Raw genomic sequence first — 20014 nt, 5'->3', positions numbered from 1 at the left:
TAAAACACGTCAAGTGTTTTGGCTGTTCTTTCAGTTAAAGCGTCGCTAACAACCTGGTTATTGAAGAAGTTCAAACATCTCTATGGCGGGAGGAATCATGAGCGCCGGCCTTAGTTGGAAATGTAAGTTCCTTCCCCGCAAACTGTAGGAATTTTCCCGGCGAATATTCCTTCAGATAAAGCCTCTTCCTCTTCAAGGTGCCTTGCAGATCGCCTCCATCACACGGTAGCCATCCACCGGCGCAGTCTTGCTGATATCCAGCTCGACGGTGCAACGTTGCGCGGCGGTTTCGCCCCACTTCATGCTATAGACCTTGCCCTCGTTGACAGCGATCAGCACCTGCCCAGCTTGCCCGACCACGCCAGCGCTCACGCCCTTGTCGTCGAGCACCGTGGTGCCGAACGGCGGCAGCGAACCGTCCTGCAAGCGCACACTGAGCACGACCTTTTCCGAACGGCGCGCGGCGAACGTCGCCTTGACCACTGCGCCACGGCGCGGCACCACGTTGGTCACGCCGTCGTCGATGTCGACGCTGGTGTCCAGTTCGCCAGTGTCCAGGGCCACGCGGTTCTTGCGATACGGCGTCACGTAGGGCACCAGCGCATAGCCCTTATTGTTGGTCAGAGTGCCGGGAGCATTGAGCACGCCGACATTGGGGGTGTCCTTGATTTCCACCAGGGCCACGGTTTCGCTGAGGGTCTGGCCGAACTCCACGCCATCGCCATGGGCCAGTACCGAACCCGATGCACTCACCGAGGCCTGCCGGTAGCCACTGCCCACGCTCACACCTGCGCCCAACTGGGCATACGGCGCACGGTAACCGACCAGTGCCGAACCATTGTTGCCGGCCAGGTCCGAGCGGTTGGCGTTGACGTTGTACGTCAGGTTGCCGTCGTTGCCGCTGAGGCCGGCACGCTGGTCCAGGCTGCCGTCATTGTTGCGGGTGACCGAATAGGTGGCGGTGCTGCGCGTCTGGCCGATGGGCATCGACACGGTGAACACCACTTGGTTGTTCTCGCCGTAGTTGTCGGTGAGGGTCTTGCTGGCATACACGCCGTAGGTCACGCCTTTGTGCTGGGTGTTGAAGCCCAGTTGCATCTGTTGGTCTTGTCGCGAAGACCCCCAATAATGCTGCTGGCTCATGTTGAGGTAGAACGAGCCGCGGCTGCCTAGGGCCTGGTTGACACTGGCATCGACCTTGCTGCGCTTGGACAGGCCGAAATAGTCGTTGGGGTCCTGCAGGCGCACGGCCTCTTCGAAGTCGCGGTAGCCCTCGGTGGAATAGCGATACCCGGCAAAACGCACCGAAGTGCCGGTCTCGAAGGCCTTGCCATAGCGCACGCTCACGCTCTGGCCTTTTTGCTGGCCGCCCTGCGCCTGGGGCACATCCGCCTGGGCCTGGGTGACGTCCACCGACACCGCCCCCAGGCTGCCCAGGCTCTTGCCGACGCCCACCACCCCGGCGCGGTAGAAATCCGCGCCCAGCAGGCCGCCGTACAGCGTCAGGTCAAAAGGCAGGCCGTAGGCCAACGAAGCCTGGGCAAATGCGGGGCGCTGGCCACCGTCCACGGCGTTGTATTCACCCAGGGTCATGCTGTAGCGCCAGGTTTTTTCCCGCAGCATATTGCCCAAGGTGGCGTAAGGCTGGGTGAAACGGCGCTCGCGGCCATCGGCCTCAGTGATGATGATTTCCAGGTCGCCGCTGCCCGAGGCGGCGTTGAGGTCATCGATCTCGAACGCGCCGGGGGCCACGTAGGTGGTGTAGAGGGAAAAGCCGTTCTGGCGCACTTCAACCTTGGCCTGGCTTTCGGCAATGCCACGGATGATCGGCGCGTAACCCTGCATCGAGTCCGGCAACATGCCCATGTCCGACGCCACCTGCACGCCACGGAACGGGATGCTGTCGAATACATCCCCCGGCGTGAAACTCTCGCCCAGGGTCAGGGTGCCCTTGAGCGCGGTGAGGTCACGCTGCGCGTAGGTGTTGCTGCGCTGCCAATCCTGCTGACCTTGCTCGTCCTGGCGGAACGAAGAACTGCTGCGAAAACGCCAGTCGCCGAGGTTGAAGCCGCCATTGGCATACAGGTTGTACTGGCTGCCGCTGCCGCGCCTGTCAGACTGGGTCTGCGCTGCGGAAAACTGATAGTTGAGCATCGCCGCGTTGATGCCACGGTCCCAGTCCTGGGGGGCGACATAACCGGCCGCATCCCGGCGCAGGGCAATCTGCGGCACGCTGATATCGAGGGCCAGGTGGTTGGCATCGAAACTCACCGACGCGCCCTCGACCATGGCCGCCAGGTCGATGCATTCCGGCAACGCTTCACCCGGCGCCTGGAACGCCTCCAGCTTCACGCCCAGTTCCTTGAGAAACGCCTCGGACAGACAAACCCGCACTTCACCGCTGGCTTCGTCCTTGGCGAAGGTCATGTCGCGTCGGTCGAAAAAACTCTGGTTCAGGCGAATCACCACCGGGTAGGTGCCCGGGCCGATGCTGCCGCTGTTGGCGATGGCGTCCAGGTCCAGGTTCGGCCCGGCGCTGGTGCCGCCAAAGGACTGCATGAAACTGGCATCAAACTTCGCCGGCTCTTCGGCAAACGCCACGCCGCCCATCAACGCGGCCAGCACGGCGGCGGACAAACGCAAAGGCGTGAAGGGCACGGTCAGGCAGTCAAGGTTCAAGGCATAGGTTCGCATGGCAGCACTCAATACGAGGCCATCACGCTGCGGCGGCAACGTGTGGTCAGGTTCGCAAGGGAATGGACGACAGCGTCAGGGGGCGCTGGTGATGGCGACTTTGCTCGGCTCGCTGTAGCCGCCGAAATCATTGATGGCGGAGAACATCACCTCGCCGGTGCGGGCGGTGAACCCCGGCAGTGCGTAGCGCTGGCGACTCATGGGGGCGACCATTTTCGGCTCGTCCACCTCGACGGTCTGCCCGCCGCCCAGGGCCTTCACGCCAATGAACGACACGTGGAAGGCCGACGGGTTGTTCACCTCCAACAGGGTCTTGCCCTGTTCCTGCACCAGGCTCCAGCGCAGTTGCGGCAGTGCATCCAGCGTATTGCCCTTGAGCCCGGCCGGGCGGTAGAACAGTTTGATGCGGGTGCGCATGGCGATCTTCAGGGTGTTCTCGTCGGCCTTGGCGGCCACCGGAATTTCCTGGGCATTGAAATAGAACACCGACTCGCGGTCCTCGGGCAGCGCGCCCGGCACTTTCTGGATGCGCACCATCTGCTCTTTGTGCGGGTCCAGGCGAAACAGCGGCGGCGTCGCCACGAAGGGGGTCGGCGTGGTGTTGTCATCCGCCTCGGTGTTGACCCAGGTCTGCACCGCGTAGGGCTGTGCGGTGGTGTTGCCAACGGTGATAGAGGCGTCGCGCTTGTTGCCATCGAACACGATACGCGTACCGCCGAGCATCACACCGGCCTGGCTGATGCCGCTGAGCAGCATCAGGGCAAGTAGCGCCGTGCTTTTGAAAGGGGTGGTATTGAAAGGCGTGGTTTTGAAAGGGGTCGCAAAACGTTTCATCTCGATCCTCCTCTTGGCGCCCCAACCCAAATGGGCCGGGGCGTTGCACAGGGCTTACTGGTAGTCGACGGTGAACGCCGCCTTGGCGTTGGCCGGGCCCGCCGTGGCCGCGCCGGTAGCGATGTAGTTGGCGGTAAAGCGCAGCGGCTGGGTGAGGTCCAGGTACGGCGAGGACTCCAGGCCCACTTGCACGTCCTTGCCGGTGGCATCTTTGATCTGCACGGCGACGTTGGTGGCCACACCGGCTTCCGGCGACAGGCCGATCCATTGGCCGCTGGCACCGGCGTTGCCGCTCAGGGACAGGAACTTCACCACGGCTTTCTTGCCGGTCACGCTGCAGCCAGGGGCGGTGGTGTCGATGGTCAGGGTGAACGCGCCGCCGCCTGCCACTTGGCCGGCCGACGCCAGGGACGTCACGGGCACGCTGCCCAGGCCCACATCACCGGCGCCGGCCGAACCGTTGAGGTCCTCGACCACCACCGGGCAGGTGTTGTCGGTGACGCTGCCGATGAAGTTGATTTCGCCGTCGGCCGCCAGCGCAGCCTGCGAAGCACCTGCCAGAACCAGGGCGAGGGTCAAAACTTTGAGAGCAAACTTTTTCATGATCACATCCACAGTTATGAAGGAGTGTCTGGCGGCCGAATGAAGGCCTTCAGACTCGGCGACGTGGCGACCCGAGTAAGGGCCTGCGCGTTTCGTCTGGGTTCATTATCGAAAGATGGGCAGTACGGCTATGTAGGAAACGTCGCCTCTCTTGTAGGAAAATTCCCACAAAAAAGTTCCGGAGAATCACCCCAAAAAAAACACGCCACAGGCTCGATGAACCGGTGGCGTGGTGGGTATTGCGCTGGGAAAACTCAGCGATAGGTCACGGAAAAACTCGCGTAGCCATTTGCCGAACCCGGCGAAGGCGTTGGCCCGTCGGCGGTCTGGATATACCGCGCCTTGAGCGGCACTGTGGTGGTGCCATTGACGATCTGCGTGAGCCGCACCGGTTGGCCCAGGTTCATCGGCGTGTTGTCGTTGCGCAGCACCTGGATGGCCACACCCTGGGCCGTGGAATCGCTCGACAAACTCAAGATGCCGTTGGCCGCGTCGAGGATGTTCGAGGTCTTGTTGCCATCGATCTGGATGTTGGCGTAGTTGCCATTGAAATAGCCGCTGCCGTTGTTGGGGTAGTTACTGCCCGCGATGCAGGAATTGAGCGTGATCGCGAACGGCTGGGCCGGCGTGGTGGAGTTTTTACCGTTGAACACGCGTTTTTCCCAGGTGCCCATGGGCACCGTGATCTGGTCACCCGGCGCCGTTGGCATGGAGCAGCCGGCCACGGTCACGGTGGCGGTGAACGTCAGGTCGAAGATATGTCCACGGTCCGAATCGCCCTTGGCCACCAGTTGGTTGATGGTGTGGGTGCCGGGCGCAATATCACCGGTCTTGACCAGCGTATAGCGCATCAGGGCGCCACTCATGCCACTGATGGCGTAGGAAATATTCAGGTTGAGTTCAAACGGAATGAAGCGGCTCGGGTTATCCGCCTGCCCCTGCCATTGGGTGGCGAACCCGGTCATGTAGATGGCCAGGCCGACGCCCGGCACATTGGTCTGCAACAGCGAACTGGCCGGCACCCGTACCACGTCCACCGGGATATTCGTGGCCAGCGGGCCGATCAGCGTGGTGCTGTAGCGCGCGACCAGGCCACACACCAGGCGGTCATTGAACGGCACCGTGCGGATCGGTGCGTTGTTGTTGAGGGTGGTGCCGATGGGCACGTCACGCGGCGCGAATACCGTGCCGGCGGCCAACGTAAGTTGCTTGGGGGTGCCGTTGCCAGAGTCCCAAGTACAGGCCGCCATGGCCGGCGACGCCGCCAGCGCCAGGGCCGATACCGCGAAATACTGTGCGAGGGTTGACTTGATGTTCATGTGTGAAGCCCTGATGAAAGCGACGGCCTGCCAGGGGTGTCGCCTGTTGATCGAGGCCCGGCCCACAAGCCGGATGAGCCACGATTATCAGCACTGGACATCACCTAACCCGTAGCTTCCTTCCCGCCAATTTGTAGGAAATTTCCCACGCGTAACCTCACACCAAATGGTTGCGCCGGGCGAACTCCGCCAGGTACACCACCGATTTGACGTTGAGTTTCTCGATCAGGCGGGTCTTGTAGGTGCTCACAGTCTTGTTGCTGATCTGCAGCGCGTCACCGATCTGCTTGTTGCTCAGGCCCAGGGACAACTGCCGCAAGATGCTCAGCTCGCGCTCGGACAACCGCGCGATCAGCTCGTCGTCCGTGCTTTGCACATCCCTGGGCCGCACGGCATGGGTGGCCAGGTCGGGGAAAAAGGTATAGCCATCCATCAGCGTCTTGACGCCTTTGACCAGCTCATCCAACGCATTGCACTTGGACAAAAAACCCGCCGCACCGGCCTTGCGGCAACGGGTGACGTAGCACTGCGCCGATTGCGCGGTCAGCACCAAGACTTTGCACGGCGGGTTCAAGCCGGCCAGTTGGGCAATCACCTCCAGTCCATTCTGGTCTGGCAGCATGATTTCCAGGATCACCAGATCAGGGACCTGCTCGCTCGCCCATTGCAGCCCCTGTGCACCGTTGCCGGCTTCCCACACGACGCCAAAGCCCAGCCCGACCAGCAACGCTTTGACCGACGCCCGGATAAACGGGTGGTCATCCACCACTAACGCGCGATACATACCGCCTCCTTTCCCTTGTGATTGCCATCCGTTGCGGCTGAAGAACGCCGAAGGGCATGGATGATCAAGGGAAGGAGCAGCGGGATAGTTAGGCTTCATCCTTCTGATTCGTAGGATTTTTCCCTGCTAGAACTTCAAGGCGTCGGCGCGAAGCGGTTTTCCATGTGGGTGGTCTGCCAGATAGGGTCGGCTTCGATGTCGATGACGCTGAAACCTTGGCGCACCCAGAAATCAATGGCACCCGGCAGGAAGGGATGGGTGTGCAGGTAGAGTGCCTCGACCCCGTTCTGCCTGGCCAACACCGTCAACGCTCGATACAGCTGACCGGCCAATCCGCCACGCCGAAACGCCGGAAGCACGAACAGGCGTACCACCTCTACCGTCTTGATCGCATGAAAATCCAACTGAGGAAATCGCTGGTCGTAGGGCAGATAGCCAATCGCGGCAACGATCTCGCCAGCGTGTCGGGCGATCAGGAATTGACCATCGCCCTGCAGGTAGGTGGATTCAAAATGCGCCAGGTCGTCAGGCAGGCCCGATGCGCTGAGCTTGGGAAACAGCTCGGCGCGGGCCTGTGATGTGAAGGCCAGCACCTCGGGGATGTCGTCGCGGGTGACGGCCTGGATGATCACTGGCGCAACTCACACACCGCGCTGCCCTTCATCCCCGACGCATGCACGCTCACATGACGCACGCGGAAACCCGGCTTCTGGACGAGCTGCTTCTCTTCCCACTGACCGCCGTTCTCGATCTGGTAACCGATAGCGCCATCCTCCTGCCAGGTCAGGCGCAGGCTGTACACGCCGTTCTGGTCGAGGGTTTGATGAATCGCCGTATCAATAACCGGCTTGGCCTTGTTGAACGTGCGCAGGTTGAAAATGCGCTGGTCCGTACCGGCCGGCGAATAACTGGAGAGAAACAACGTATCGTCTTCGGCCGCATCCTCGGCGGCCGCAAGGATGACCGACGGCACCCACTTCTCGCCACGGTCCTGGGTGTCCGTGGTCACCTTGCAGGTCAACTGGCCTCTGCCGGTGACGTCCTGGCGCCAGGCGGTCTCGAAGTAGCCGTAGGGCACGTCGAAACGCAGGGTTTTCTCGATGGCTTGCTCGCAACCGGCCAGCAGGAAGAGCGTCGAGAGACCGATGAATCCTTGAAGAACCTTCACGTGCTTTCCTTGGCTTGAATGGGGGGAGCGAAAGGTTACCCGGACGAAGGAAGTTTGAGTACTCCCCCACCGACGCGTTGACTGATCCAACGACGGCTGTAGGCAAGCACGCCCGCCCCCATCGCCACCGGAAAATGAATAAACCCATGCGCCGCCTCCGACAGCAGATGCGCTTCAGCCCCCGGCCATCGTTCAGCGATCAACAGCGTGTCATCCTTCAGCGGATCAAGCTCACCCACGAACATCAACGCCGGCGGCAGGCCGTCGAAGTCGCCATACAAGGGGGACAAGGGCGGCTGGCGTCGCGCGTCATCACTCAGCCCCGGCGTGAGCAGGCGCAGCGCCTCGACCATGCCCGGCCCGTCCAGCAACAGGGTGTCGGGCCCCGCCGCGCGCACGCTGGGTGTACCGGTCAGGTCATAGACTCCGTAATACAACACCGCCCCGCTCACCCGCTGGAGCAGCGCTGGCCATTGCTTCAACGCCAGCAAGGTCGCCGCAGCCAGGTGCCCGCCGGCCGACTCGCCGACGACAATCACCGGCAGGCCGGCAAATTCCTCCGTGGTGAGCAGCCACCGCGCCGCCGCCAGGCAGTCGTCCATCAGCCCTTCGACCGGCGTGTCGACTGCCAGCCGGTAATCCACCGACACCACCGCCACGTCGCAGGCGTTGACCAGGCCCAGGTTGAGGTCGTCATCCATCTGCGCATTGCCGATCACCCAGCCGCCACCGTGGATATCCAGCACCACGCCCTTGGGCTTGCCGCTGGGGCGCAGGATGCGTACGGGGACTGTGTCGACGTAGTGGGTGTCAGCCAGAGGGGCTTTCTTGATCGTTTGACTGACCCGCAACAGCGCCTGGATCAAACGCGGCGTGACGCGATTGCGGATCTTGAAGCGCGGCAACCAGGCGAGCTTTTGGTTGAAGCGCCGCATCTCGGCCCGTTCGGGCTCACTGGCGGGCCAGGCTTTAACGGCCATCAGCGGTTATTGCGCAGGATCGAGAAATTCAGCGCCGCCGCCACACACAGCCACGCCAGGTACGGGAACAGGATCAAGCCGGTGATCAGGTCCAACTGCACCGCCAACACCACCATCGTCGCGACGGTCAGCCACAACACGGCCAGAATCACCATCCCGGCGAGGATGCGATGGGCGCCGAAGAAGACCGGCGTCCACAAGGTGTTCAACGCAATCTGCGCCGCCCACAGCGCCAACACCGTTTGGCTGCCCGGAATCAGGCTGAGGCGGTAACCGGCCCAGGCCAGCAGCAGGTAAATGATCGTCCACGCCACCGGAAACAGCCAATTGGGCGGCGTGAAGCCGGGTTTGACCAGGGATTCGTACCAGGCACCGGGTTTGAAAAGGATGCCGGTACTGGCAGCGGCGGCGCAGGCGAGCAGGAAGATGAAGAAGGTCATAGTCGGTCCTTGGCTGGGCATTTCAAGCTTGGACGTGCAGGACGCGGGTAAAAGTTCAGTGCAATTCAGGGCGCCACTATTTGCAGCCAAGGCCAGCGCGCCTGATAACTGCGGGCTTTCTGCTTGAACAACTCAGGTTCCGGATGCAGTGGATTGATGCGCAGCACGCCCTGCGCCACGTCCTCCAACCCATACGGCGCGTACAGCTCGCCCGTGGCAATCTCCAACCCGATGCAGGTGCCCGCGACCAAGTAACGATCAATCCCCTGTTTGGCCGTGTGCAATTGCGGATAAGGCCTACCAAACCGCTCGCCGTACCAGAGATGAACCCGCGCCTGGTTCTTCACCTCGACGTTGACGCCCAGGTCCTGGAACAACCGCTCAGCCGCACGGATCACCGCGTCCTCGGCCTCGTAGGACAGGTCGGTATCGAAGTAGAAAACGTCGTAGTCCTTTACACCCTGGGCCGCAGGCAGGTTCGACTGATGATTCCACACCGCCTGGAACAGGCAGCCCGCCGTGAGAAAGCACTGGTCCACCCCGAGGTCCGGCAGGCGCGCGGTGATTTCGGCGTTGATGGGATTGGCCATGGCCAGGTTGAGCAGGGTTTCGACGGTCAATGTCATGGGCACTCCTTTCTATCGGGCCAGCGTCAGGCCCCCACTGTAGCGCACCCTCATGACAAGATTTCTGGGTTATTTTTGCCCGCGACTGGAATATTCCGCCCACCTCGCACGTTCTGAATTCAACACGCCCCTCCTGCGTAGGGGCGCTCGGCACACCTCAAACGAGCGGGGAATCAGCATGGCGATTGTATTGTCGGGGCATGGGTTGGCCTGTGGGGACGGGTTTCCCCCTTTTGCGCTGCCAAAGGGCTTCACGCTGTATTTCTGGACCGCCGATGGCATTCCCATCCGGGATAACGTGGCGGGCCGGATCGAATCCAACCCCAATTCGATGAACCCGCTCCACGCCCCGAACGTGGTGTCTCGTGGCGGGCTGGTGAAGGATTACTGGCTGCTGGACTCCACCAACCCGCCGCTGACGATCAACCCCACGCCGGCGCCTCATACGCAGTTGATCGCCGGGGCCGGTGACGCCTGGCGGTTGAGCGAGATCATGGCGTCCTATGAAGCCAAAGGCTGGGGCGATATCAATAATCCGACACCGGTGCATTGGTGCGCCTGCCGCAGCAACTTGCCGGCGCCCGCTTGGCAACAGTCGCTCAGGCCGTTCAATCCGGACCCAAAGAAACCCGCCTGGCGTTAGCCTTTCAGTTCAGTTGCCCGGTGACTCGCCGCGTCGTCGTAGGCCACATACAGCGACTCGGCGATCTGGCTCTTGATCGCCTTGGTGGATTCCAGCCCGAGTACAAACCCTTCGGCCTTGCCGCCGGCGCGGTTGAGTTCATCGTGGGTGGCAGCGCCGGTGATGGCATCGAGAAGCTTGGTGGCGTGAGGGCCTACGCCTTTAGGGAGGGAAATCTGGTCAATGGACATGGGCGATACCTTGCAAGAGAGAGGTCGGTAGCGCGTGGAACCACTGCCGGGGAGGCATGGTAGACCGGTTTGCGTAGAAAGGGGCTGGTTTTGGCGGCGGCCGCGCAACGGCGGCACCCCATCATGAGGAGCGCTAAAGTTGCAGTGAAATCAATTCAGTTTTTCTCATGTTGCTCCCCGCCTAAGATGCACCCTACTTAAAGACAAGTTATAGACCGCTGAACAAGCCCCTGAACACGTTCAGGGGCTATCGCGGCAATCAGGGTGTGGCATCACAATGAACAAAGAGTTTGCATTTACGGTCAAGAGCATTCGTTTCGACGAGAACTACCATCCCGCCGAAAATACGCGCATCACCACCAACTTTGCCAACCTGGCGAGGGGCGCGAGCCGTCAAGAAAACTTGCGCAACACGTTAAGGATGATCGACAACCGCTTCAATGCCTTGGCCCATTGGGACAACCCCAAAGGCGATCGCTACACGGTCGAGCTTGAAATCATTTCCGTGGAAATGGACATGGATGCCCAGAGCAGCGGCCATGCCATTCCTTTGATTGAAATATTGAAAACCAATATTGTCGATCGCAAAACCAACGAGCGCCTGGCTGGCATTGTCGGCAATAACTTTTCCTCTTACGTACGCGACTATGACTTCAGCGTGCGCTTGCGGGAGCACAACAAAGACCAAGCCCAGTTCAGCACGCCCGCTGACTTTGGCGAGCTGCACGGCAAGTTATTCAAGAGCTTCGTCAACTCCAGCACGTACAAAGAGCATTTCAACAAACCGCCCGTGATCTGCCTGAGCGTGTCGAGCGCCAAGACCTATCACCGCACCGAAAACCTGCACCCCGTGCTGGGCGTTGAATACCAGCAAGATGAATATTCCCTGACGGATGAATACTTCAACAAGATGGGGCTGAAGGTGCGCTATTTCATGCCAGCCAACAGCGTTGCGCCCCTGGCTTTTTATTTTTCCGGGGATTTGCTCAGCGACTACAGCACCCTTGAGCTGATCAGCACCATCAGCACCATGGACACCTTCCAGAAGATCTACCGCCCAGAGATCTACAACGCGAACTCGGCAGCCGGTAAATCCTATCAACCCAGCCTGCAACACCAGGACTACTCACTGACGCGGATTGTGTATGACCGCGAAGAGCGCGGCCGACTGGCCATCGAGCAGGGCAAGTTCGTTGAAGAAAACTTCATCAAGCCCTACCAGTCGGTACTGGAGCAGTGGTCTGCCCACTGCGCGCGTTGAATCCTTTTAAAGACAAGGTCACCTTAATGAAAAAGTTATTGCCTACTTCAACCGCCGGCAGCTTGCCTAAACCGTCCTGGCTGGCACAACCCGAGACACTCTGGTCACCCTGGAAACTGCAGGAAGAAGCACTGATCGAGGGCAAGCAAGACGCGTTGCGCCTGTCGCTGCAAGAACAACAAAACGTCGGCATTGATATCGTCAGTGATGGCGAACAAACGCGCCAACACTTCGTCACCACCTTTATCGAACACCTTAGCGGTGTGGATTTCGAGAAGCGTGAGACCGTCAGGATCCGTGACCGTTATGACGCGAGCGTGCCGACCGTGGTGGGTGCTGTCACGCGTCAAAAACCGGTGTTTGTCGAGGACGCCAAGTTCCTGCGCCAGCAAACCAACCAACCGATCAAGTGGGCACTGCCAGGCCCCATGACGATGATCGACACGCTGTATGACAACCACTACAAAAGTCGCGAAAAACTGGCCTGGGAATTCGCCAAGATCCTCAATGAAGAAGCCCGGGAACTGGAAGCGGCGGGTGTGGATATCATCCAGTTTGACGAGCCGGCCTTTAACGTCTTCTTTGACGAGGTGAACGACTGGGGCGTGGCCACCCTGGAAAGGGCCATCGAAGGCCTAAAATGTGAAACAGCGGTGCACATCTGCTACGGCTACGGCATCAAGGCCAATACCGATTGGAAAAAGACTCTGGGCTCCGAGTGGCGCCAATATGAAGAGGCGTTTCCCAAGTTGCAGCAATCGAGCATCGATATCGTCTCGCTGGAATGCCACAACTCCCATGTGCCCATGGAACTCATCGAACTGATTCGCGGTAAAAAAGTGATGGTCGGTGCCATTGACGTGGCCAACCACGCCATTGAAACACCGGAAGAGGTCGCCAACACCCTGCGCAAAGCCCTGCAATTCGTGGATGCCGACAAACTTTACCCCTGCACCAACTGCGGCATGGCGCCCCTGCCCCGCCACGTTGCGCGAGGCAAGCTGAAGGCGTTGAGTGCCGGCGCTGAAATCATCCGCCGAGAACTGTCGAACTGATGCCCACCCTGTCACGTCCCTGTGCGGCCAGCTTTCGCGAAGCGCTCGGGCACTACGCCTCCGGCATCACGGTGATTACATCGCACATCGATGACGAGCCAATTGGCTTCACCTGCCAGTCGTTCTACAGCGTGTCGATGACCCCACCGTTGGTGTCATTCAGCGTCATGGCCAGTTCCGCCAGCTACCCCAAGATCCGCCAGGCCGGTCGGTTTGCCGTCAACATCCTCTCGGGCGAACAGGTGAAGCTCTCCAACCAGTTCGCGCGGCGCGGCACCGACAAGTGGCACGACGTCGACTGGCAGGCCTCGCCGCTCGGCAATCCGATCATTGCCGGCAGCCTGCATTGGCTCGATTGCGAGATTCACGCTGAACACGCTGCCGGGGATCACCTGATTGTGATTGGGGAAGTGAAGGCGTTGAACCTGCAAGAGACGGCGGCGGCGCAGCCGTTGCTGTATTTCAAAGGGCAGTATTGCAACCTCGCCGCGCCCGGCGTGGTGTGAGCCGTTACCCGCGCCGCCCTCGCCAAGGGTGGCCGCTGTCCCAATCCCACGCATAAACCGGCCCGATCCCGCGCGCCAAAAAAATCCCCCACCGCATGCTGGTTCCGGCACGCCAGCCTCGCTGACGCGTCGCCGCCCCTTAAGACCGACCCACAATAATAAAGAGGTTCTTATGCCCGTGCTCCCGCGCTTCAAGCGCCGCCCCCTGCCCGTGTTGATGGGCGCCGCCACACTCGCCCTGTCGCTGGCCGCCTGCGCGACCCAGCCTTACCCCCACGCACAGGAGCCGATTGGCGACGTGCAAGCCATCTACGACGGAAAACTCAGCCCGGAACTGGCGGTAACCACCTTCCGCAACACCGACCGCCTGTTCCCGGTGCGCACCATCAAGGCGGGTGGGCATCCGTTTCCCCTGCCGCGCAGCGCCAAACCCCTGGCCCCCGTGGCGTTCGAGTTCAAAGGCAAGCACTACAGCCTCGACGACTACGTGGCGACCAACCGCGTCACCGGGCTGCTGGTGCTCAAGGACGGCAAGATCGTGGATGAGCGCTACGCCCACGGCAACACCGCCGAGACCCGCTGGATGTCGATGTCGGTGGCCAAATCCGTCACCTCCACCCTGGTGGGCGCGGCCCTGCAGGACGGCTCGATCAAAAGCCTGGACGACAAAGTCACCCACTACCTGCCCGCCCTGGCCGGCAGCGCCTACGACCAGGTCACCGTGCGGCAGATATTGGCCATGCGCTCCGGGGTCAAGTGGAACGAAAAATACACCGACCCCACCTCCGACGAACGCCACCTGATCCAACTGCGCAGCGAACAAGTCACCGGCTCCCTGCTCAAGTTCATGGCCACCCTCACCACCGCCGCGCCACCGGGCACCCGCACCAACTACAGCACCGGCGAAACCCAAGTGCTGGGCCAACTGGTCAGCGCCGCTGTGGGCAAGCCCCTCACCCAATACCTCAGCGAAAAAATCTGGGCACCCTACGGCATGCAGACCGATGCCAAATGGTGGCTCGACGGCGCCAACGGCAACGAAGTCGGCGGCAGCGGCATCAGCGCCACCCTGGAAGACTACGGCCGCTTCGGCCAATTCGTGCTGAGCGGCGGCAAGGCCGGTGGCAAGCAAGTGTTGCCGGAAGGTTGGTTGAGCTTCGCCAGCGCGGTCACCGGTTCAGATGGCGCCTACGGCGAGTTCGCCTCCATGTGGTGGCCCGGCTGGACCGACGCGTCCAAGGCCGACAAAGCCTTCACCGCCGCCGGCACCTTTGGCCAGTACGTCTACATCAACCCGACCAAAAACGTGGTGATCGTGGTGTGGCAGGCCCAAACCCAACCCACTGGCGGCAAGGTGATCGACGACATGGTCGCGTTTGACGCCATCGCCAAGGTGCTGCCGTAACGGAAAAGGGGGCGAGCCATGCTGACGCTGGCCCGCCCCCTCAATCACCGCCCCAACACCCCTTTCACAAACTCCACAAAACTGCGCACCTTCGGCGTCACCTGCCGACCCGCCGTGTACAGCAAGTTCATCGGCAACACCGGCACACTGTAGCCCGGCAACAACGCCACCAACGTACCCTTGCGCAGCGCGTCGTTCACCAACTCCTGGGGCAACAACACCACGCCCAGCCCGGCCACTGCCGCCGAGAGCAGCGGGTCGCCCTGATTAATCGTCAAACGGCTTGTAATCGGCACCTCCACCCGCCCCTCCGGCCCGTCGAACTGCAAGTGCGAGCGCCCATCCGAATAGGCAAACGCCAGGCACTCATGTTCCTGCAAATCCCAAGGTGTGGTGAGGGTGGGTCGCCGCGCCAGATAAGCCGGCGCCGCGCACAACACCATCTGGTAAGGCTTGAGGGGCAAGGCGGTCAGGCCGCTGTCGGCCAGCTCGCCGATGCGAAACACCACGTCGTAGCCGTCTTCCACCAGGTCGATCAGCTCGTTGGACAAGGTCAGGTCCACCGACACCTGCGGGTACTTGACCATATATTCCAGCAAACGCGGCGCCAGGGTGCTCACGCCAAAGGTGACCGGCGCATTGATGCGCAAGCGCCCACTGGGCACGCCACGGGTGACGGCGGCCATTTCTTCGGCGGCGTCCATGTCCGCCAGAATCAGCTTGGCGCGTTGATAAAACGTGCGCCCAAAATCCGTCAGGCTCTGCTTGCGCGTGGTGCGGTTGAGCAGCGACACACCCAGGTGCTGCTCGAGCATCTTCACCTGCTTGCCGATCAACTGCGGCGACAGGTTCAACTCATCCGCCACCGCACTGAACGAGCCCAGTTCCACGGCTTTGACGAAAGTGGCCATCAAGGTAAGGCGGTCCATTGGAAACCCGTTGTTTCTAGTGTTGCGCCATCCTAGCCCTTTATCCCACGCCTTCCCAAGCCTAAATTGAACGTCTTATCGATCAACATTGAGGCTCCCCCATGCCACGCATTGTCCGACTCCACGCCTACGGCGACGCCAGCGTCTTGAAACTCGAAGACATCGACGTACCCGCCCCCGCCGCCGATGAAGTGCAAATCGACGTCAAAGCCTTCGGCCTCAACCGCGCCGAAGTCATGTTCCGCAACCACGCCTACTTGCAAGAAGCCGAATTCCCCAGCCGCCTCGGCTACGAAGCCGCCGGCGTAGTCACCGCCATCGGCGCCAACGTCACCGACCTCCAAGTGGGCGACGCCGTCAGCGTCATCCCACCGCTGGACATCGCCCGCTGGGGCACCTACGGCGAAGTCGCCAACGTGCCCGCCCACCTCACCGTCAAACACCCGCACAACCTCAGCTTCGTCCAAGCCGCCGCCTCGTGGATGCAATACGTCACCGCCTGGGGCGCCCTGGTCGAACAAGCCAAACTCACCAAAGGCGACTTCGTACTGATCACCGCCGCCTCCAGCAGCGTCGGCCTCGCCGCCTTCCAGATCGCCCGCAGCGTCGGCGCCACCGCCATCGCCGTCACCCGCACCCGCGCCAAACAACGAGCCCTGCTCGACGCCGGCGCCCACCACGTCATCGTCAGCGACGAAGAAAACCTGGTGGAACGCGTGATGCAACTCACCGACGGCAAAGGCGCCCGCGTGGTGTTCGACCCCATCGGCGGGCCGGGCTTTGAAGCCCTCACCCAAAGCATGGCCCAGGGCGGGATCTTGCTGGAGTACGGCGCACTGAGTGCCGAGCCGACGCCGTTTCCGCTATTTACCGTGTTGGGCAAATGTTTGACGCTCAAGGGGTATTTGTACGCCGAGATCGTCGGTGACCCGGCTGCGTTGGAACGCGCTAAAGCGTTCATCTTGGATGGGCTGGCTTCGGGGGCGTTGGCGCCGGTGATTGCGAAGACGTTTGGGTTGGATGAGGTGCAGGACGCGCACCGGTATTTGGAGGCGAACCAGCAGGTGGGCAAGGTGGTGGTGACGGTGTGAGGGCAGTGTCCTAGGACATTTCCCAAAGCTGGGCAGTGGCTTGCCCGATTGCCTACGCCTGCGTCAGAATCCGCCGGCTTGTGCGCTGGGGTGGTGGAATCTATGGTTGCGCGGTCGCTGAATTTCTCGGTGATCGGGTTTAGTAGCCTGATGGTTTATCCAGACAAAGTGCACAAGCTTCAATCAGTCAGACGACTCCGTCTGCACTTGATGGTGGCTGTGCGCAGGGCGCCTCCGGGCGCGCCGGCTTTCGTTTGGATTCCCCGGTCTACTAACCTGCGTACAGCTGCCTCCCTTTTGTTTAGTAGCTGAGGGGTGGTGGCCTAAAAACAGGAATGCAAACATGTTTGAAGGTTCACAAGGTTCGAATGCGCTCTTTTACGTCGCTCCAGACGCCAGTAACGAAATCCTCATTACCAACAGCTACGAAACCTTTTCCTCAGTCAGCACGCTCCTGCTTGATCTTTCAGAAGACCTGAGTGGAAAACACCGTGATATCGCCTTGGCAATTTACCAATTGAGTGAATTGGGTGTGCTGCTCACAGCGAAGCTGTTAATTCGTGAGGCGCCTAGCGTCGGCTGATTGCTAGCCATCCAGAGTGCTAGCTCGTTTGGTTGCCAAATAGCCATTCGAGAAAAGGGACAGATTAGTTAAATCGAAAATAAATCCGTCCCTCTTTCCCCGAACAATAAAAATACCCTCACCGAAGCTAACGGCAAGGGTATCGCTAGAAGCAATAGAGTTTAAGTAGCCTTGAATCCTGGCTTACCATTAGCGGTTCGCCACTCCTTCACTATTTTTAAAACACCTGCCGGGCTATCCTCTACACCTTCAGAAGGATAAAAAATCAAACCATTACCTTGTGGATGTTCCGTTAGCCTAACGAAGGCAGCGATTAACTTATCATGCTCTGCTTCGGAGGCCACATCTATCGCCCAGATTTTATTAAGAAAATCGAGAAACTCGTTTTCTGTATACTCTTCAAATTTGTTCTTGAGTTCCATTTCCTCTCCTTGCTTAAACCTATGCAGAGCGTCATGTTTTTTTGAGTAACTGCACGCAAATCATCTATATCGTAAAGCGAGAAAAGGAACGGATTAGTTAAATCGAAAAGATAAATCCGCCCCCTCTTCCCCCCTCACCGAAGCTAACAGTAAGGGCATCATTAGAAGCAATCGAGCTTAAGCAGTTTTGAATCCAGGCTTACCGTTCGCTGCGCGCCACTCTTTAACTTTTTTCGTTATGACTTCAGGCGTACTTTCCGCATCCGACGGAGCATAATAAATCAAGTCAGATCCGTCTGGATGCTCTGTTAACGCCTCAAATTCCAAAACAGCGTCAACTTGATCCTGTTCGGTGGCGTACTCAGAATCACAAATCCTTTTAACAAATAGCAAAAACTCAGATTCCGTGTACTCTTCTATTTTCTTAATACCCATATTACTTACCCTCTAGATGTATTGAGCCGTGCAGCTTTGGAGTAACCACCCAAATATTATCAATATCGAAAACTGCGCCTCCCTTGGATACATAAGTAGCATGATGAAGTTCAAACTTCACTTGACCACCCACTCTATCTGCCTTTCGAACAAACGGTGCTCGCCCGTTCTTCATTTCAGAAATGTTGTTGCTGACAAATTGCTTGGATAGTTCGGAATCATTAGCGACAGCCTTCCAAAACGCCTCTCGAAATTTCCTGAAATTTTTAAATTCGTTCCCTCGCAATTGGTTCGCAATCTGTGACGGAACTGGCGCCCCTTCACCTTGCGATGCAGTCTCCAGCCAAATCCCCGACACAAGCTGACCAACACCGGTTGCAACACCTGCATCCTCTCGCCGATCCCGGAACATCGTATAGATCGGTGGCAGACCTGAATCCGCCGGAAAGACCGTAATAAAATCATCAAAACTCGCTTCTGTAACCTCAGGAAAGGCGTCGATGCGGCCTTCAACTGGAGTCACCGTAGCGCCAGTGTAAACCGTTGGGGCAGGTTGCTCAGTAGGCGAAGTCGTTGAATTATTCCCTGGGTTGACAATAGGCGTCCAAATTAGAGTCCGTGGAGGTACATCCGCTGTCGTAGCGGTATAGACTTTCTGTGCCGCATCATAACGAGCCGCCACCACCCTGACCTTTGACGGAACCGTCACGCCATCAGTCTTGACTACAAAGACTTCCGACTGTCCATCTGCAGCAGTTTTTGAGCTAATGCGGTAAGCCATATCAACGGTGCCGCCTGCGGCAGCGACGCTATTCAGGTCTTGCTCAAAATCTTGAACCAGGTCCGATACTGGGGTACTGAAAGCATAACGCTCCGACAGTTCGCCATTAGCCAGCTTTGACGAGTAAAACAGCGCTGAAACCCCAACAAAAAGGCCTGCTCCAACACCCGCAACTGCCCCGCCCAAAGCGCTAATGGCTGCACGAATAGCCGCTTGTAGAGTGAGTGCCGCGGCTTCAACGACCGTTACGGTTCCGGCTGAAGTCATAAACAGCGAGCCGGCAGCAGATGCAGAGCCCGGTGCACGGAACGTATTGGCGTTCCGAACAGCTTCATTTGCGGCGGTTAGGCGTGCTTGTTCGGCCTGAATAACAGCCAATGCATCTGCTGCTACTTTTAAACGCCTCGCTGTTTCTGCATAGACCTGAGCGAGCCGAAGAGCTTCATAGCCTAATGCCCAATCAATAAGTCGTTGTTTTCGGACGCCTGCATCTTGGTATTTATTATCTGGAAACACATCAGAAACAGAGTAGTAAGGTTTAAGATCCGGGCCGACTTTCAGCGACGCGGCTTTGTCCCCTTGGTTTTTTTCTTCTGCTTTAGAGTCGTAGTATAGTTTGACATGAATCACATGCTCTTTTGTTACGATTGGTTCAGGAGTTGTGACATCCATTGACTCATTAGAACCGCCCTCCTCCTCTACATCTTTTTTGATTTCACTGTCGATTTTCTGCATATTTTCAGTATGTGCGGCATCGATTTCTGTTTGAAATTTTCTTGTGAATGCAGTTATTACATCTCGCTTTTGTAGGTCCATGCGAGTGGCGGGAGGAAAAAAATTTAGTTGCGGATTATCGCTTCTAAGATTGAAGTTAAACGCCCCTATCAACTCCGGGGCAGTCACTTTAGATTCTCCGAGTTCTATTGTCATTACCATTTCCTTTTGGTTAAGTCGCCGGTCCTTTCATCGACAGTATTCCTGTTTGTGAAGGCTTCCAGCCTTCACTGCTTGGTGTATTTCACCCGCTTCAGGTTATTGAGAAGCCTAACGTCGGCGAGCAGAAATACTGTATATTCATCCAGCATATGCGTCAACGCATACTTTGCGCGAATGCATTTCACGTACCCGTAGAATTGATTGGCATGGCAATGTGATCTCGCCTAATGAAATCCATTAAGTTAGAGGAAAGAAACTTCGAGTGGCCCCTAACCCCTACCTCCCCAAC

General features: G+C 59.1%; 22 protein-coding genes. 7 read left to right on the top strand and 15 right to left on the bottom strand.

The features are described 5' to 3' along the window. Window positions 1-192: 192 nt before the first annotated feature. The 10 genes from HX812_RS12895 to HX812_RS12850 all read right to left on the bottom strand — a co-directional run bounded on the left by HX812_RS12895 (window position 193) and on the right by HX812_RS12850 (window position 9448). Entirely contained in the window at window positions 193-2694 is a 2502-nt protein-coding gene (locus tag HX812_RS12895) for a fimbria/pilus outer membrane usher protein (RefSeq protein ID WP_038843406.1), read from the bottom strand. 75 nt (window positions 2695-2769) lie between these two features. Then, window positions 2770-3528 carry a molecular chaperone gene (locus HX812_RS12890; protein WP_080642345.1) on the bottom strand — a complete coding sequence of 253 codons (759 nt, stop codon included), beginning with the start codon at window positions 3526-3528 and terminating at the stop codon, window positions 2770-2772. Between the two features lie 54 nt (window positions 3529-3582). Continuing rightward, window positions 3583-4131, bottom strand: a complete 549-nt coding sequence (locus tag HX812_RS12885; RefSeq protein WP_038843398.1) for a fimbrial protein — start codon at window positions 4129-4131, stop codon at window positions 3583-3585. A 254-nt stretch (window positions 4132-4385) separates the two neighbouring features. Next, a complete protein-coding gene (locus HX812_RS12880; RefSeq protein ID WP_050572379.1) occupies window positions 4386-5450 on the bottom strand; it encodes a fimbrial protein in 1065 nt (354 codons plus the stop codon). A 157-nt stretch (window positions 5451-5607) separates the two neighbouring features. Beyond that, window positions 5608-6234: a response regulator transcription factor gene (locus tag HX812_RS12875; protein ID WP_038843396.1), complete on the bottom strand. Its 627-nt coding sequence runs from the start codon at window positions 6232-6234 to the stop codon at window positions 5608-5610. A gap of 134 nt (window positions 6235-6368) precedes the next feature. Then, complete coding sequence (locus HX812_RS12870; protein WP_038843394.1) at window positions 6369-6866, bottom strand: GNAT family N-acetyltransferase; 498 nt, start codon at window positions 6864-6866, stop codon at window positions 6369-6371. Further along, complete coding sequence (locus tag HX812_RS12865; protein ID WP_050572378.1) at window positions 6863-7402, bottom strand: hypothetical protein; 540 nt, start codon at window positions 7400-7402, stop codon at window positions 6863-6865. Before HX812_RS12865 ends, HX812_RS12870 begins: the two co-directional genes overlap by 4 nt. 35 nt (window positions 7403-7437) lie before the next feature. Continuing rightward, a complete protein-coding gene (locus tag HX812_RS12860; RefSeq protein WP_177128261.1) occupies window positions 7438-8382 on the bottom strand; it encodes an alpha/beta hydrolase fold domain-containing protein in 945 nt (314 codons plus the stop codon). Then, window positions 8382-8822, bottom strand: a complete 441-nt coding sequence (locus HX812_RS12855) for a TspO/MBR family protein (protein WP_016976492.1) — start codon at window positions 8820-8822, stop codon at window positions 8382-8384. The genes HX812_RS12860 and HX812_RS12855 overlap by 1 nt, the downstream gene beginning before the upstream one ends. A 65-nt stretch (window positions 8823-8887) precedes the next feature. After that, on the bottom strand, window positions 8888-9448 hold the full coding sequence (locus tag HX812_RS12850; RefSeq protein WP_038843389.1) for a nucleotidyltransferase family protein: 561 nt from the start codon (window positions 9446-9448) through the stop codon (window positions 8888-8890). A 178-nt stretch (window positions 9449-9626) separates the two neighbouring features. Here HX812_RS12850 and HX812_RS12845 point away from each other — a divergent pair, with 178 nt between their 5' ends. Further along, window positions 9627-10091: a putative adhesin gene (locus tag HX812_RS12845; protein ID WP_038843388.1), complete on the top strand. Its 465-nt coding sequence runs from the start codon at window positions 9627-9629 to the stop codon at window positions 10089-10091. On the opposite strand, the gene HX812_RS12840 is transcribed toward HX812_RS12845, so the two are convergent. After that, window positions 10088-10321, bottom strand: coding sequence for a hypothetical protein (locus tag HX812_RS12840; RefSeq protein ID WP_038843387.1), 234 nt, complete (start codon window positions 10319-10321; stop codon window positions 10088-10090). The two genes, HX812_RS12845 and HX812_RS12840, sit on opposite strands and share 4 nt — an antisense overlap. A 277-nt stretch (window positions 10322-10598) precedes the next feature. On the opposite strand from HX812_RS12840, the gene HX812_RS12835 reads away from it, so the two are divergent. From HX812_RS12835 to HX812_RS12820, 4 genes are all read left to right on the top strand, one after another. Further along, the gene (locus HX812_RS12835) at window positions 10599-11582 is read left to right on the top strand and encodes a DUF1852 domain-containing protein (RefSeq protein ID WP_038843386.1); all 984 of its coding nucleotides are present in this window, start codon (window positions 10599-10601) and stop codon (window positions 11580-11582) included. Window positions 11583-11608: 26 nt separating this feature from the next. Beyond that, on the top strand, window positions 11609-12637 hold the full coding sequence (locus HX812_RS12830; RefSeq protein WP_038843384.1) for a methionine synthase: 1029 nt from the start codon (window positions 11609-11611) through the stop codon (window positions 12635-12637). After that, window positions 12637-13143, top strand: coding sequence for a flavin reductase family protein (locus tag HX812_RS12825; protein WP_038843382.1), 507 nt, complete (start codon window positions 12637-12639; stop codon window positions 13141-13143). The genes HX812_RS12830 and HX812_RS12825 overlap by 1 nt, the downstream gene beginning before the upstream one ends. Before the next feature lie 172 nt (window positions 13144-13315). Next, complete coding sequence (locus HX812_RS12820; protein WP_038843381.1) at window positions 13316-14548, top strand: serine hydrolase; 1233 nt, start codon at window positions 13316-13318, stop codon at window positions 14546-14548. Between the two features lie 44 nt (window positions 14549-14592). On the opposite strand, the gene HX812_RS12815 is transcribed toward HX812_RS12820, so the two are convergent. Continuing rightward, window positions 14593-15477, bottom strand: a complete 885-nt coding sequence (locus tag HX812_RS12815; protein WP_038843380.1) for a LysR family transcriptional regulator — start codon at window positions 15475-15477, stop codon at window positions 14593-14595. Between the two features lie 101 nt (window positions 15478-15578). On the opposite strand from HX812_RS12815, the gene HX812_RS12810 reads away from it, so the two are divergent. Next, window positions 15579-16568, top strand: coding sequence for a zinc-dependent alcohol dehydrogenase family protein (locus HX812_RS12810; RefSeq protein WP_038843379.1), 990 nt, complete (start codon window positions 15579-15581; stop codon window positions 16566-16568). 343 nt (window positions 16569-16911) lie between these two features. After that, window positions 16912-17151 (top strand): DUF6124 family protein, encoded by a 240-nt coding sequence (locus tag HX812_RS12805; protein WP_038843377.1) that lies wholly within the window; start codon window positions 16912-16914, stop codon window positions 17149-17151. Window positions 17152-17312: 161 nt separating this feature from the next. On the opposite strand, the gene HX812_RS12800 is transcribed toward HX812_RS12805, so the two are convergent. The 3 genes from HX812_RS12800 to HX812_RS12790 form a co-directional block, all read right to left on the bottom strand. Continuing rightward, a complete protein-coding gene (locus HX812_RS12800; protein ID WP_038843375.1) occupies window positions 17313-17573 on the bottom strand; it encodes a bacteriocin immunity protein in 261 nt (86 codons plus the stop codon). 177 nt (window positions 17574-17750) lie between these two features. Further along, window positions 17751-18008, bottom strand: a complete 258-nt coding sequence (locus tag HX812_RS12795; protein WP_038843373.1) for a bacteriocin immunity protein — start codon at window positions 18006-18008, stop codon at window positions 17751-17753. Between the two features lies 1 nt (window position 18009). Further along, complete coding sequence (locus HX812_RS12790; RefSeq protein ID WP_306173381.1) at window positions 18010-19719, bottom strand: S-type pyocin domain-containing protein; 1710 nt, start codon at window positions 19717-19719, stop codon at window positions 18010-18012. Window positions 19720-20014: the final 295 nt, after the last annotated feature.

Origin of the sequence: Pseudomonas sp. IPO3749 (genome assembly GCF_013386605.1) — a bacterium.
In the GTDB taxonomy this organism is placed as follows: Bacteria; Pseudomonadota; Gammaproteobacteria; order Pseudomonadales; family Pseudomonadaceae; genus Aquipseudomonas; species Aquipseudomonas azotoformans_A.
This window is presented reverse-complemented; position numbering and strand designations above follow the sequence as displayed.

Bases quoted from the DNA above. Each gene is read 5' to 3' on its own strand.
- HX812_RS12815 (WP_038843380.1), bottom strand. From the start codon at position 15,477: ATGGACCGCCTTACCTTGATGGCCACTTTCGTCAAAGCCGTGGAACTG.
- HX812_RS12825 (WP_038843382.1), top strand. From the start codon at position 12,637: ATGCCCACCCTGTCACGTCCCTGTGCGGCCAGCTTTCGCGAAGCGCTC.
- HX812_RS12860 (WP_177128261.1), bottom strand. From the start codon at position 8,382: ATGGCCGTTAAAGCCTGGCCCGCCAGTGAGCCCGAACGGGCCGAGATG.
- HX812_RS12795 (WP_038843373.1), bottom strand. From the start codon at position 18,008: ATGGGTATTAAGAAAATAGAAGAGTACACGGAATCTGAGTTTTTGCTA.
- HX812_RS12875 (WP_038843396.1), bottom strand. From the start codon at position 6,234: ATGTATCGCGCGTTAGTGGTGGATGACCACCCGTTTATCCGGGCGTCG.
- HX812_RS12800 (WP_038843375.1), bottom strand. From the start codon at position 17,573: ATGGAACTCAAGAACAAATTTGAAGAGTATACAGAAAACGAGTTTCTC.
- HX812_RS12835 (WP_038843386.1), top strand. From the start codon at position 10,599: ATGAACAAAGAGTTTGCATTTACGGTCAAGAGCATTCGTTTCGACGAG.
- HX812_RS12845 (WP_038843388.1), top strand. From the start codon at position 9,627: ATGGCGATTGTATTGTCGGGGCATGGGTTGGCCTGTGGGGACGGGTTT.
- HX812_RS12885 (WP_038843398.1), bottom strand. From the start codon at position 4,131: ATGAAAAAGTTTGCTCTCAAAGTTTTGACCCTCGCCCTGGTTCTGGCA.
- HX812_RS12820 (WP_038843381.1), top strand. From the start codon at position 13,316: ATGCCCGTGCTCCCGCGCTTCAAGCGCCGCCCCCTGCCCGTGTTGATG.
- HX812_RS12810 (WP_038843379.1), top strand. From the start codon at position 15,579: ATGCCACGCATTGTCCGACTCCACGCCTACGGCGACGCCAGCGTCTTG.
- HX812_RS12850 (WP_038843389.1), bottom strand. From the start codon at position 9,448: ATGACATTGACCGTCGAAACCCTGCTCAACCTGGCCATGGCCAATCCC.
- HX812_RS12805 (WP_038843377.1), top strand. From the start codon at position 16,912: ATGTTTGAAGGTTCACAAGGTTCGAATGCGCTCTTTTACGTCGCTCCA.
- HX812_RS12890 (WP_080642345.1), bottom strand. From the start codon at position 3,528: ATGAAACGTTTTGCGACCCCTTTCAAAACCACGCCTTTCAATACCACC.
- HX812_RS12840 (WP_038843387.1), bottom strand. From the start codon at position 10,321: ATGTCCATTGACCAGATTTCCCTCCCTAAAGGCGTAGGCCCTCACGCC.
- HX812_RS12830 (WP_038843384.1), top strand. From the start codon at position 11,609: ATGAAAAAGTTATTGCCTACTTCAACCGCCGGCAGCTTGCCTAAACCG.
- HX812_RS12880 (WP_050572379.1), bottom strand. From the start codon at position 5,450: ATGAACATCAAGTCAACCCTCGCACAGTATTTCGCGGTATCGGCCCTG.
- HX812_RS12895 (WP_038843406.1), bottom strand. From the start codon at position 2,694: ATGCGAACCTATGCCTTGAACCTTGACTGCCTGACCGTGCCCTTCACG.
- HX812_RS12790 (WP_306173381.1), bottom strand. From the start codon at position 19,719: ATGACAATAGAACTCGGAGAATCTAAAGTGACTGCCCCGGAGTTGATA.
- HX812_RS12855 (WP_016976492.1), bottom strand. From the start codon at position 8,822: ATGACCTTCTTCATCTTCCTGCTCGCCTGCGCCGCCGCTGCCAGTACC.